Source organism: Devosia sp. (assembly GCF_036563435.1).
In the GTDB taxonomy this organism is placed as follows: domain Bacteria; phylum Pseudomonadota; class Alphaproteobacteria; order Rhizobiales; family Devosiaceae; genus Devosia.
The window spans coordinates 21,620-34,773 of sequence record NZ_DATCMJ010000006.1 but is presented as its reverse complement, the minus strand read 5'-3'; the positions used below and the strand labels follow the sequence as shown (position 1 = coordinate 34,773).

Here is a 13,154-nt window from a genome sequence, read left to right as displayed (position 1 = left end):
ATGAATTTGTCGAGTCGCTTAGCGCGAGTAGAATTCGACGACCAGGTTGGGCTCCATCTGCACCGGATAGGGCACATCCGAAAGACCGGGAACGCGGGCATAGGTCGCGGTCATCTTGTTGTGGTCGACTTCGATGTAGTCGGGAACATCGCGCTCGGCCAGCTGCACGGCTTCCAGCAGCACGGTCAGCTGCTTGGAGCGCTCGCGCACTTCGATCTTGTCGCCGATCTTGACCTGGTAGGACGGGATGTTGACGCGCTTGCCGTTGACCAGGACGTGGCCGTGGTTGACGAACTGGCGGGCAGCGAACGGGGTCGCGACGAACTTGGCGCGGTAGACGATCGCGTCCAGGCGCGACTCGAGCAGGCCGATCAGGTTCTCGCCGGTGTCGCCCTTGACGCGGGCAGCTTCGTTATAAAGCTTCTTGAACGCCTTCTCGGTCAGGGTGCCGTAGTAGCCCTTGAGCTTCTGCTTGGCGCGCAGCTGCAGACCGTAGTCCGAGAGCTTGCCCTTGCGGCGCTGGCCGTGCTGGCCGGGGCCATAGGCACGGGTATTGAGCGGGGAGCCGGGACGGCCCCAGATGTTTTCGCCAAGACGGCGGTCGATTTTGTGCTTGGCAGAAATGCGCTTTGACATCGCGTATCCTTCCTTAGAGTTGAATGGATCGCGCCCTCCTCTGCCATCCTTGCGGATGACCGACAGACCCCAAATATGCAGGAGATCCCGGGTGCGCCTATGGGCCGATGGCCGGAATAGGTGGGCGCGTCATAGGCAATTGCGACCCGCCCGTCAAGCGGCCTCGGGGTCGCTCGTGCCATCAGCCACCATCTTGTGGTCGAGCGAGCGCTGTTCGCGCAGGCCGGGGAAGATGACGCTCCAGATGCCAGCCACCGCCATGGCGCCGAAGCCGCCGATCACCACGGCGGCAACCGGTCCCACAAAATGCGCTACCGTGCCGGCGCGGAACTCGCCCAACTCGTTGGAGGCGCCGATAAACACCGAGTTCACGGCATTGACGCGCCCACGCACCTCTTCGGGCGTCCAGAGCTGCATGATCGTCTCGCGAATGGTGACGCTGACCATGTCCGACGCCCCCACCAGCGCCAGGGCCGCAATCGACAGCCAGATGTTGGAGGAGAAGCCGAACACCACGGTGAAGGCACCGAACAGCGCCACGAAGATGAAGAGGATGCGCCCAGCGAAGTTGCGGATGGGAAAGCGCGTCAGGAACAGCGCCATGACGATGGCGCCGATGCCCGGCGAGGCGCGCAGCAGGCCGTTGGCGATCGAGCCGCCATGGAGGATGTCGGTGGCGTAGATCGGCAGCATGGCGACCGCGCCGCCCATCAGCACCGCGAACATGTCGAGCGAAATGGCGCCCAGCACCACCTTGTTGGAAAAGATGTAGCGGAAGCCGCCGAGGAGCGTTTCCATGCTGGTGGCCTGGGTGGATTGCCGCTGCGGCGGCTTGGGAATTAAGAGCACGCTGACCACGGCGCAGCAGAGGAGCGCCGCGCCGGTGGCAAAGGGCACGGCCGGCGCAAAGCTGTAGAGCACGCCGCCCAAAGCCGGTCCGGCAATGGAGGCGAACTGCCAGGCCGAGGCGTTGACGGTGATGGCGTTGCTGAGCGCCTCCTCGGGCACGAGGTTGGGCGCCAGCGACTGGGCGGCAGGCCCCCAGAAGGCGCGCGCGGTGCCGAGCACAAGGAGGATGCCGAAAAGTGGCCAGACCTCATGCGCCTCCGCCTCGGTAAAGAGGAGGAAGCCGATGGCACACAAGAGCTCGACGCTGAGGCACGTCGCCATGATGGCGCGGCGGTTGAAGCGATCGGCGGTGAGCCCGGTGACGAGGATCAGCAGCAGCGCGGGTAAGAAGAGGCAGAGCCCGACCAGCCCCACCAGCAGCGGTTCGCGCGTTACTTCATAGATCTGGTAGGCGATCGACACCGACATGATCTGCACCGCAAAGCTGACCAGCAGGGTGGTCAGCCAGAAGAAGCGGAAGCCTTTATAGGTGAAGGCGATGCGGGACGAGTCGACGGGGGCTGCGGTGCTCATGGCGTGGCCATGGCATGCCAGATTGTCGCAGTCAAAGGGGGAATGAGGTTGCGGGGGTGGAACACACCCTGACCGTGGCCGCTTAGCCTACCGAACGTCACTCTCGACCTCCGGGCATCACCCTCCACGGGACGTCACCCTCAACCACCGGGTGTCACTCTTAACCGCCGGGCGTTACCCTCAACCATCGGGCGTTACCCTCAACCATCGGGCGTCACCCTCAACCACCGGGCGTCACCCTCGGGCTTGACCCGAGGGCACTTCACTTAACCTATACCCCAAGTACAGAGCCCCTCGGGTCAAGCCCGAGGGTGACGGTCAGTGGGTGACGGTCAGTGGGTAACGGCTGGTGAGTGAAAGTTACTCGCCATCCTTCACCGGCTTCTGCCGGTTCGGATTGGGCCGCTCGTGCCGGCGGTCGATGGAAGAGATCACCCCGCGCAGGGTGCGAATTTCCTGGCTGGTGAACTTGCCGCGCTCCAGCATGGTGCGGAGATTGTTGATCACCGTCGGCCGCTTGTCGGGCGCGGTGAAGAAGCCGGAATTGTCGAGCGTCGATTCGAGATGACCGAAGAGGCCGATCAGCTCTTCGCGCGGCGCTACTTCCGCCATCGTGGCCGAAAACGGCAGCTGCGTGCCCAGTTCGCTATGTCGGCGCCACTCATAGGCCATCAGCAGCACGGCCTGGGCGATGTTGAGCGAGGCAAAGGCGGGCTCGACCGGCAGCGTCACGATGGAATCGGCCAGCGCCACCTCTTCGTTGAGCAGCCCCCAGCGTTCGCGCCCGAACAGGAGCCCAACGCCCCTGCCGCCCTGAACCTGCGCCGCCATGCGCTGCGCCGCTTCGTCGGGCCCGATGACTTCCTTCTGCATGTCGCGCGACCGCGCCGTGGTGGCGAGCACCAGCGTCAGGTCGGCAATCGCCTCTTCGAGCGTCTCGAACACCTGGACGCGCTCGATCACATGGTCGGCCCGCGAAGCGGCGGCCACGGCGCGCTCATTGGGCCAACCGTCGCGCGGACGCACCAGCCGCAGGTCCCACAGCCCGAAATTGGCCATGGCGCGGGCAGCGGTGCCGATATTTTCGCCCAGCTGCGGTTCACACAGGATAACCGCCGGCGACGGCCGTAGCTCGATCTTGATGGAAGTATCTGTCCCGGCCATGAAAAAGCGCCCAATCCTTGTGAGATCAGGCGCTCATAACCGGTTTCGTGCCTCTAGGGCAATCAGGCGACCTTGTGCCGAACCGGCAGGTCGCGCACCTTGGTCGAACGCTGCCACTCGCGATCCAGAATAGCAAAGTGCAGTTCCTCGTCCCACTCGCCCTGGAACAGGGCATGCTCACGGTAATGGGCTTCGAGGCGCATGCCCATCTGCTGCATCAGCTTGATGGAATGGTGGCTGCGGCCATCGCAGCGGGCAAACAGGCGATGGATGCGGAAATGGTCGAAGGCAAGGTCATAGACCGCGCTCAGCGCTTCCTTGGAATAGCCCTGCCCCGTAAAGGCTGGATTGATGCAGAAACGCACTTCGCCCTGCCCTGCCGTGGCGTCGGACCACTGCAGCGAGACATGGCCGATCAGAGCCTTGTCGCCCTTGCGCACCATGGCCAGCGTAATGGTGTCGCCCGGACGCTGCAGGCTTACATGCGAGCGCATGATGTTAAGGGCATTGGCCACTTCGGCGGTGTCGCGCGTGCGGCTGAAGACGTAACGCTGCAACGAAGGCAGCGCATGATAGGCCGCAAGAGCCTCGAGATCGCTGCGTTCAAACGTGCGGAGGATGAGCCGGTCGGTCTCGATAGGCAATGAAAATGACGGCATTGGACAGAGCTCCCCGCTACAAAACTACTTGGGCTCAACGTCGTCATATTCTTCGGGTTCCAGGTTGAAGAAGAAAAACCGTTCCGTAACGCGTTGTACGGTTTCGCGAAATTCAGGTGGCGCCCTGCCCTCCCAAAGCACGGAGCGCGCGCCATTCCTGCCACAGCATGGCGTAGATGAACTCCTCGTCCCACCGGCTCTTGAACAGCGCATGTTCCCGGAAATGGGCCTCCTTGCGCATGCCCAGCCGCTCCATCAACCGCCAGGAGCGTTCGTTGCGAACGTCGCAGCGTGCTGACACGCGGTGGATGTCGGCGGGACCGAAGGCAAGGTCGAGCATGGCATTGGCAGCTTCGGTGGCAAAGCCCCGCCCCTGATAACCTGGGTCAAAGATCCAGCCCACCTCGCCCTGGCGAGCTTCGGCGCTGCGCCAGATCAGCGACACTTCGCCAATGAGCGCGCCGTTGTCATCCAGTTCCACTGCGAGGATGACCTTGTCGCCCTCATTGCGCAGCGCCACCTGCCCGGTACGCTGCTGCACCGCAAGCGCGCACTCCTCGCGGCTTAAGGGTGTGTCGAAGAGATATCGCGCCACATCCTCGCGCCGCCGGTAGCTGTGGACGGCATCGACGTCCCCACGCGTGAACGGTCGCAGGGTCAATCGGCCGGTGCGTATCGGATAATCCGGAAAGAGCGCCATTCCCACCTCTTCGGCCGCAGTGTCGTCAGCGCGCGTGACAATGGCAAGACCGCTTGCTCCTCGCCCGGGAGCATGCCAGCCTCCCGCCATGAACGACAAACGTCCCGCTATCGACCTTCGCACCGGCTGTGACTGCGGCGCCGTCACCCTCACCGCAACGGGACAGGTCATATCCATGTTCCAATGCGCCTGCGTGAACTGCCAGCGCGTGACGGGCACGGGCCATTCCAGCGTCTTCCTCTTTCCCGAAAGCGGTCTTGCCGTGACGGGCGCGGTAAAAACCTTTTCTCGCCCAGCCGATTCCGGTGCAAACTTCACCCGCCACTTCTGCCCTGCCTGCGGCACAACGCTTTATGGCGAAAGCTCGCGCGCGCCCGGCCTGTGCATCCTGCCCGCCGGGCTCTTTGCCGGGCAGAACGAGTGGTTCGTCCCCGGACAGCTGATCTTCGCCCGCAGCCACCAAGGCTGGGACGAGATCGCCGATAGCATCCCCTGGCATGAGAGTTACCGTCCAACCGGCTGACGCTCGCGCCGCTCGTTCCACCCGGCAAGCCCCCATGCCGAGCCAGACTTTGCGCTTTGCGCTGCCGATGCTATAGGGGCACCGGAGCTGGCCATGGGGCCAAGATACGGAATTCAGGGAGATATTTCCGATGAGCAAGATCAAGGTCGCCAATCCGGTCGTGGATCTCGACGGCGACGAGATGACCCGCATCATCTGGCAGGCGATCAAGGACAAGCTCATCCATCCCTATCTCGACCTGCCGATCGAATACTATGACCTGTCGGTGCAGAGCCGCGACGCCACCAACGACCAGATCACCGTCGATGCCGCCAAGGCCATCCAGAAGCACGGCGTCGGGATCAAATGCGCCACCATCACCCCCGATGAGCAGCGCGTCGAGGAATTCGGCCTCAAGAAGATGTGGAAGTCGCCCAATGGCACCATCCGCAACATCCTGGGTGGCGTGATCTTCCGCGAACCCATCATCTGCAAGAACGTGCCGCGCCTGGTGCCTGGCTGGACCCAGCCGATCATCGTCGGCCGCCACGCTTTTGGCGACCAGTATCGCGCCACCGATTTCACCTTCCCCGGCAAGGGTACGCTGACCATCAAGTTCACCGGCGAAGACGGCCAGGTGATCGAGCACGAAGTGTTCCAGGCCCCCGGCGCTGGCGTCGCCATGGCCATGTACAACCTCGACGACTCGATCCGGGATTTTGCCTATTCGAGCTTCAACTACGGCCTCGCCCGCGGCGTGCCGGTCTACCTCTCGACCAAGAACACCATTCTCAAGGCCTATGACGGCCGCTTCAAGGACATCTTCCAGGAGATCTACGAGGCCGAGTTCAAGGAGCAGTTCGAAGCCAAGAAGATCTGGTACGAACACCGCCTGATCGACGACATGGTTGCCTCGGCCCTCAAGTGGAGCGGCGGCTATGTCTGGGCCTGCAAGAACTATGACGGCGACGTCCAGTCCGACATCGTGGCGCAGGGTTTCGGCTCGCTCGGCCTCATGACCTCGGTTCTGGCGACGCCCGATGGCAAGATCGTCGAGGCCGAAGCGGCCCATGGCACCGTGACCCGTCACTACCGCCAGCACCAGCAGGGCAAGGAAACCTCGACCAACTCCACCGCCTCGATCTTTGCCTGGACCCGTGGCCTCGCCCACCGCGCCAAGCTCGACGACAACGAGGCGCTGGCCAAGTTCGCCGCCACGCTCGAAAAGGTCACCGTCGACACGATCGAAGAAGGCAAGATGACCAAGGACCTCTCGCTCCTGGTCGGCCCCGATCAGCCCTGGCTCTCGACCCTGGGCTTCCTCGATGCCATCGACCAGAACCTGCAGAAGGCCATGGCGTAAGCGTTCTCGCTCACACGATGCGACAAAGGCCGGGGCAACGCTCCGGCCTTTTGTTTCGTCCGCCGAAGACGCAGATGTTGCATCTCTGCGCCAGTGACACAGTTTCGTCTCATTTGCGCAAACTCGGCATTGACGCCTACGCGCAAACACCAGCAGATTGACGCATACGTCAGTATAAGCCGGTAAGCGGCAGTACTGCATGCGGCTGGAGGATGCCGCGTCAGGGGGAGAACTTGCATGGCAACACGCCAGATTCGCAGCATTGCACTTGCGGCACTCGCCGCAGCCACGACCATCGGGGGCGTCCAGGCCGGTGGCCTTGAGGCCAATGGCTATAACTGGGACCTGTTGTTCGATCCGGCGACCTATGCCGGCAAGGGCACGGTGACCCACGTCATCATCAACCACGAAGTCAGCAATGCCGCCCTTCCGGGTCTGGGCACGGTAACGACATCGCCGACCCACTATTACTATAATTTTGCCGCCAAGGCCGACCTGCTCGACAACGCCTCGTGCCTGGTTTCAGTGCAGAACCCCTTTGGTTCGGGCACGGATCGGAACGCCACTTATGCGGCGATCACGGGTCAGTCGATCCGTGAGCGGATCACGTCCAACGACATCGGCCTCACCTGCGACTACGGCTTCGGCGTTGGTCCCGGCATGCTCAGCGTCATCGGCGGCATCTCGGCACAGACGCTGAACTATGACGCAACGGTTCCTCTGGGTCTCCCGCCCGTTCCGGGCGGCGACGTGAGCCTCAGCGGCTCGGCTGTTGGCTGGCGCGCCGGCCTTGCCTATGAAGTGCCCGAAATCGCCCTGCGCGTCAGCGCCATCTACAATTCGGCCAATGACTACAACCTGTCCGGCCGCGCCAGTCTCGGCGCTTCCCTGCCCGCCGCGGCCAGTGTGACCACGCCGCAGTCAATCGAAGTCAAGGCGCAGTCTGGTATCGCGCCAGGCTGGCTGGCCCTGGGCAGCATCAAGTGGGTGAACTGGTCCGTGCTCAACGCGCTGACCGTGACCACCGTGCCTGGTGGTCCGGCACTGCAGACCGTTCTCAACTACGAAGACGGCTGGACGATCTCTGCCGGTGTTGGCCATCAGCTGACCGACGAGCTCACCGTGCTCGGCAGCCTCACCTGGGACCGGGGCACGTCGCGCGAGAACGCGTCGGGTGTCCTCCTCAACGGCACCCAGACCGATCGCTGGGGCGCCAGCCTCGGTGCCGCCTACAAGCCGACCGAGAACTTCGAGCTTTCGGGCGGTGTCTCCTATTCGCTGACCGGCTCGGGCAGCAACCTCCTCGGCGAGCGCTGGGAGACCGGCAACGTCCTGGCCTTCAGCCTCAGTGCCAAGGCCTCGTTCTAGAGAAAACCGAAAGGCCAGAGCTGGTGCTCTGGCCTTTTCCTTGCCCGCTCGCTTCGGACCTTCGCCTAGAGCGCTGCGCGCACTGCTGCGATCGCCTCGGCGGCGCGTGAGCCGTCCGGCCCACCGCCCTGCGCCATTTCCGGCCGGCCGCCGCCACCCTGACCGCCCAGCGCAGCCGTCGCAAGCTTGATCAGGTCGCCGGCAGCAAAGCGGCTGGTGAGGTCATCGGTGACGCCGATCGCCACCGTGCCCTTGCCGTCCTCGCCCTTGAGCACCACGGTCACGACCCCCGAGCCGATGCGCTTCTTTTCCGTATCCACCAGGCCCTTGACGTCCTTGGCGGCGATGCCCTCGACGGTGCGGCCGACATAGGTCACGCCATTGACGGCCTCATCGGCCGGCGCCGCGCCACCCCCTGTTCCACCGCCCAGGGCCAGCTTCTTGCGGGCATCGGTCAGTTCGCGCTCGATTTTCTTGAGGTTGTCCTGCAGCGCCGCGATGCGGTCGAGCACTTCGTGGCCGCCCGAGCGCAGGAGGCCGGCCGCGGCATTGACGATCGCCACATTGGTGTTGCCGCGGTGGCGCGCTGCCTTGCCGGTCAGCGCCTCGATGCGTCTCACGCCGGCGCCGACGGCACTTTCCGCCACGATGGAGACCAGGCCGATATCGCCGGTGCGCCGCACATGCGTGCCGCCGCACAGTTCCACCGACCAGCCCAAGCCGTTGCCGGTGGGCTCGCCCATGGAGACAACGCGCACTTCGTCGCCGTATTTTTCACCGAACAGCGCCCGCGCGCCCGATTCCTTGGCCTCTTCCACGCCCATCAGGCGCGTTTCGACCGGGGTATTCTGCAGGACGATGGCGTTGGCGATGTCCTCCACCTCGGCCATTTCCTGCTCGGACACCGGCTTGGTATGGACGAAGTCGAAGCGCAGCCGGTCGGGCGAAACCATCGAGCCCTTCTGCGCCACGTGATCGCCCAGCACCAGGCGCAGCGCCTCGTGCAGCAGGTGCGTGGCCGAATGGTTGGCGCGGATCGAGGACCGGCGCTCGTGATCGACCGTCAGCGTCAGCGGCTGCCCGACCTTGAGCGTACCCTCGGAGACGCTGACGCGATGGGCAAAGACGCCGTGATGCTTTTGCGTGTCGAGCACCTGGGCCCTGACCCCTTCGCCATGAATGGAGCCGGTATCGCCCACCTGGCCGCCGCTTTCGCCATAAAAAGGCGTCTGGTTGAGAACGACAAAGCCTTCCTCGCCCGCCGCAAGCGTCGCGACCTCGGCACCGTCCTTGAGCAGCGCCTTGATCTCGCCCTCGGCCGTTTCGGTTTCGTAGCCGAGGAACTCGGTGGGGCCGACCTTGTCGGCGAGGCCATACCAGACCGTGTCGGTGGTCGCCTCGCCCGAGCCGGACCAGCTCTTGCGCGCCTCGGCCTTCTGGGCGGCCATGGCAGCATCGAAGCCGGCCTGATCGACGGTGATGCCGCGCGAGCGCAGGGCATCCTCGGTCAGGTCGAGCGGGAAGCCATAGGTATCGTAGAGCTTGAAGGCCGTGGCGCCGTTGAGCACGGAGCCCTCCGCCATGTCGGCGGTTTCGCTGTCGAGGATCTGCAGGCCCCGGCCCAGCGTCTTGAGGAAGCGGCCCTCTTCGAGCCGGACGGTCTCGCTGATCAGCGCCTCGCCGCGGCTGAGTTCGGGATAGGCCTGGCCCATCTCGCGCACCAGCGTCGGCACGAGCTTGAAGATCACCGGCTCGTTGCTGCCCAGGAGCGTTGCGTGCCGCATGGCGCGCCGCATGATGCGGCGCAGCACATAGCCGCGGCCCTCGTTGGAGGGCAGCACGCCCTCGGCGATCAAAAAGCTCATGGAGCGCAGGTGATCGGCGATGACGCGCAGGCTTCGGTTGCCAGCGCCATCGATGTCAGCGCCAGTGGCATTGGCCGCGGCACCGATCAGTGCGCGGAACAGGTCGATGCCGTAATTGTCATGCGTGCCCTGCATGACGGCAGCCATGCGCTCGAGCCCCATGCCGGTATCGATCGACGGACGCGGCAGCGGGGTGCGAGAGCCGTCCGCATGCTGCTCATACTGCATGAAGACGAGGTTCCAGATCTCGATCCAACGATCGCCATCTTCTTCCGGCGAGCCCGGAGGGCCGCCCCAGACCTTGTCGCCATGATCGTAGAAGATTTCCGAGCACGGGCCGCAGGGGCCCGTGTCACCCATCTGCCAGAAGTTGGACTTGGCGCCCAGCTTGACGATACGGTCCTCGCCGATGCCGGCGATCTTTTTCCAGAGTTCGAGCGCCTCGTCGTCGTCCTGGTAGACGGTGACGATCAGCTTGTCCTTGGGCAGTTCCCAATCCTTGGTCAGGAGCGTCCAGGCCAGCTCGATGGCGCGATCCTTGAAGTAGTCGCCAAAGGAGAAATTGCCCAGCATCTCGAAAAAGGTGTGGTGCCGGGCGGTGAAGCCGACATTGTCCAGGTCGTTGTGCTTGCCGCCGGCGCGCACGCATTTCTGCGCCGTGGTGGCACGCGAATAGGGGCGCTTCTCCACGCCGGTAAAGGTGTTCTTGAACTGCACCATGCCCGAATTGGTGAACATCAGCGTCGGGTCGTTGCGCGGCACCAGCGGGCTCGACGGGACGGCCTCATGACCATTGCGGGCAAAGTAGTCGACAAAGCTCGAACGGAGGTCGTTTACGCTGGTCATCGGAAGGCTTTCACTGAGGAAATCGGCGCCGGGCGCCGCAGACAAGTTCGGCAGGCTTTCTATCGTGCCGCTTGCGGCAATGTCCAGCATTGCGGCGAAGCTGCGGCACGGCAAAACAAAAGAGGCACCGCTTGCGCGATGCCTCGATGATCCCTGTATGGGAAAGGCGGTTTATTCGTCATCACCGGCGTCGTCGTCACCGCCGGCCACCAGCAGCACTTCGCCCAGGAGGCCCGAGCTCTCGCGCACGCCCTGCTCGATGGTATTGGCGACCTGCGGATTATCCTTGAGGAACTGCCGCGCATTCTCCCGGCCCTGGCCCAGACGCTGGGAATCCCAGGAGAACCAGGCACCCGACTTCTCGACAATGCCGGACTTGACGCCCAGGTCGAGCAGTTCGCCCGTCTTGGAGATGCCTTCGCCATACATGATGTCGAATTCCACCTGGCGGAAGGGCGGGGCCAGCTTGTTCTTCACCACCTTGACGCGCGTCTGGTTGCCCACGATCTCCTCGCGGTCTTTCAAGGCGCCGATGCGGCGGATGTCGAGACGCACCGAAGCGTAGAACTTCAGCGCATTGCCGCCCGTGGTCGTTTCGGGCGAGCCATACATGACGCCGATCTTCATGCGGATCTGGTTGATGAAGATGACGAGGCACTTGGACTTGGAAATCGAGGAGGTCAGCTTGCGCATGGCCTGGCTCATCAGGCGGGCCTGCAGGCCCGGCAGGGCATCGCCCATTTCGCCTTCGAGTTCGGCCTTAGGCGTCAGCGCCGCAACCGAATCCACCACCAGCACGTCGATGGCGCCCGAGCGCACCAGCGTGTCGGTGATTTCAAGCGCCTGCTCGCCGGCGTCCGGCTGCGAGATCAGGAGGTCGTCGACATTGACGCCGAGCTTGCGGGCATAGACCGGGTCGAGCGCATGTTCGGCGTCGACAAAGGCACAGATGCCGCCGGCCTTCTGCGCTTCGGCGATTACGTGGAGCGCCAGCGTCGTCTTGCCCGAGGACTCAGGCCCGAAGATCTCGACGATGCGGCCCTTGGGCAGCCCGCCGATGCCCAGCGCGATGTCCAGCCCCAGCGAACCGGTAGAAATCGATTCGACTTCGATGGCCGAGGCTTCGCCCAGCCGCATGATCGAGCCCTTGCCAAAATTGCGCTCGATCTGGCTGAGCGCCGCAGCAAGTGCCTTGTCCTTATCCATCGACCCACCTTCAACTACACGAAGCGGCGCGTTTGCCATTTGGTCTCTCCTTATTCCACGCTCTGGGAGGCTGCGCAACGCGCCGACACCGCTGGTGGGCATGTATTGAACGTGCCGCTTTGTTCTCATATTGTTCTCTTGGCGTCAAGGGACAAAATGAGAACATCGCTCCTCATTTGCCTTGGGGGACCGGCGCAGCAGAGAACAACAGAGGGGCAGCAGCAAAAGTATGATTTTTGACTTGCCACCCGCAGGGCCATTGCGCTTTATGCCACTGTCGCACGAGCGCAAGCGTTGAGGAGCCGCCATGAACCTGATTCAGTTTATCGACAACAATGGCGAACGCGCCGTGGCCACCGTGGAAGGCGATATCGCCCGCGTGGTGACCGGCGCCAGCAGCGTCTATGCCCTGGCGACCGATGCACTCGAGCGCGGGGAAAGCCTTGCCGCGGCGATCACCCGCCTCGGCACGGGCGGCACCGTCGATCGCAATGCCATTCTTGCCGAAGGCCGCCTCCTGTCGCCGATCGACCATCCCGATCCGGCCCACCTCTATGTCACCGGCACGGGCCTCACCCATCTCGGTTCGGCGGCAACGCGCGACGCCATGCACACGGCCAATAGTGGTGCCGCCGAAACCGGCCTTACGGACACGATGAAGATGTTCCGCATGGGGCTAGAGGGCGGCAAGCCGGCAGCTGGCACCAAGGGCGTACAGCCCGAATGGTTCTACAAGGGCAATGGCTATGCCGTGGTCAATCCCGGCCAGCCCATCCCGTCGCCCGCCTTTGCGCTCGACGCCGGTGAAGAGCCCGAAATCGCCGGCATCTACATCATCGACAACAATGGCCAACCCCGCCGCCTCGGCTTTGCGCTGGCCAACGAGTTCTCCGACCACGTGACCGAGCGTGTCAACTATCTCTACCTCGCCCATTCCAAGCTGCGCGCCTGCGCCTTCGGGCCCGAACTGCGCGTCGGCGACCTTCCGGCCCATATCGAGGGCAAGTCCCGCATCTGGCGCGATGGCAAGGTGCTTTGGGAAAAGCCGTTCCTGTCGGGTGAGGACAACATGAGCCACACCATCGCCAACCTCGAATACCACCACTTCAAGTATGACCTGTTCCGCCGCCCCGGCGATGTGCACGTCCATATGTTCGGCACCGCCACGCTGAGCTTTGCCGATGGGATCAAGACCCAGGCCGGCGACGTGTTCGAGATCGAGGAAAGCCAGTTCGGCGCCGCCCTGCGCAATCCGGTGCAGCAGGAAAACGAGGTCGAGGTCACCGTCGGCACGCTCTATTGATTGTGCTGCGCGCTGGCGCAGCAGGGCTTTCTGGTGGAAGGAACACCCCTTCCGAGCGGGCTTGCTAGCAACGCAGGCCCTCATCTAACCTCCCCCTGAAGAGGGAGGAACCGCACTGTG

The 13,154-nt window shown here is 63.8% G+C and carries 11 protein-coding genes; 4 read left to right on the top strand and 7 right to left on the bottom strand.

Going from position 1 to position 13,154, the window contains the following annotated elements:
* Positions 1–18: 18 nt before the first annotated feature.
* The 5 genes from rpsD to VIL88_RS04190 form a co-directional block, all read right to left on the bottom strand.
* On the bottom strand, positions 19–636 hold the full coding sequence (rpsD, locus tag VIL88_RS04210; protein ID WP_331986326.1) for a 30S ribosomal protein S4: 618 nt from the start codon (positions 634–636) through the stop codon (positions 19–21).
* A gap of 153 nt (positions 637–789) precedes the next feature.
* The gene (locus VIL88_RS04205) at positions 790–2,058 is read right to left on the bottom strand and encodes an MFS transporter (protein ID WP_331986323.1); all 1,269 of its coding nucleotides are present in this window, start codon (positions 2,056–2,058) and stop codon (positions 790–792) included.
* Positions 2,059–2,418: 360 nt separating this feature from the next.
* Positions 2,419–3,222, bottom strand: coding sequence for an RNA methyltransferase (locus VIL88_RS04200; RefSeq protein ID WP_331986321.1), 804 nt, complete (start codon positions 3,220–3,222; stop codon positions 2,419–2,421).
* Between the two features lie 62 nt (positions 3,223–3,284).
* Positions 3,285–3,881, bottom strand: coding sequence for a GNAT family protein (locus VIL88_RS04195; RefSeq protein ID WP_331986319.1), 597 nt, complete (start codon positions 3,879–3,881; stop codon positions 3,285–3,287).
* 112 nt (positions 3,882–3,993) lie between these two features.
* Positions 3,994–4,581, bottom strand: coding sequence for a GNAT family protein (locus VIL88_RS04190; RefSeq protein ID WP_331986317.1), 588 nt, complete (start codon positions 4,579–4,581; stop codon positions 3,994–3,996).
* 88 nt (positions 4,582–4,669) lie between these two features.
* Here VIL88_RS04190 and VIL88_RS04185 point away from each other — a divergent pair, with 88 nt between their 5' ends.
* The 3 genes from VIL88_RS04185 (at position 4,670) to VIL88_RS04175 (ending at position 7,814) form a co-directional block, all read left to right on the top strand.
* Entirely contained in the window at positions 4,670–5,104 is a 435-nt protein-coding gene (locus VIL88_RS04185; protein ID WP_331986316.1) for a GFA family protein, read from the top strand.
* Positions 5,105–5,234: 130 nt separating this feature from the next.
* Complete coding sequence (locus VIL88_RS04180) at positions 5,235–6,446, top strand: NADP-dependent isocitrate dehydrogenase (protein WP_331986314.1); 1,212 nt, start codon at positions 5,235–5,237, stop codon at positions 6,444–6,446.
* Positions 6,447–6,683: 237 nt separating this feature from the next.
* On the top strand, positions 6,684–7,814 hold the full coding sequence (locus VIL88_RS04175) for an OmpP1/FadL family transporter (RefSeq protein ID WP_331986312.1): 1,131 nt from the start codon (positions 6,684–6,686) through the stop codon (positions 7,812–7,814).
* A gap of 65 nt (positions 7,815–7,879) precedes the next feature.
* Here VIL88_RS04175 and alaS read toward each other — a convergent pair whose 3' ends face one another.
* Together alaS and recA are read right to left on the bottom strand one after the other, a co-directional pair.
* Positions 7,880–10,525 (bottom strand): alanine--tRNA ligase, encoded by a 2,646-nt coding sequence (alaS, locus tag VIL88_RS04170; RefSeq protein ID WP_331986310.1) that lies wholly within the window; start codon positions 10,523–10,525, stop codon positions 7,880–7,882.
* A gap of 171 nt (positions 10,526–10,696) precedes the next feature.
* On the bottom strand, positions 10,697–11,770 hold the full coding sequence (gene recA, locus VIL88_RS04165; RefSeq protein ID WP_331986308.1) for a recombinase RecA: 1,074 nt from the start codon (positions 11,768–11,770) through the stop codon (positions 10,697–10,699).
* A 268-nt stretch (positions 11,771–12,038) separates the two neighbouring features.
* Here recA and araD1 point away from each other — a divergent pair, with 268 nt between their 5' ends.
* Positions 12,039–13,034, top strand: coding sequence for an AraD1 family protein (gene araD1 / locus VIL88_RS04160; protein WP_331986306.1), 996 nt, complete (start codon positions 12,039–12,041; stop codon positions 13,032–13,034).
* The last annotated feature ends 120 nt before the right edge of the window (positions 13,035–13,154 follow it).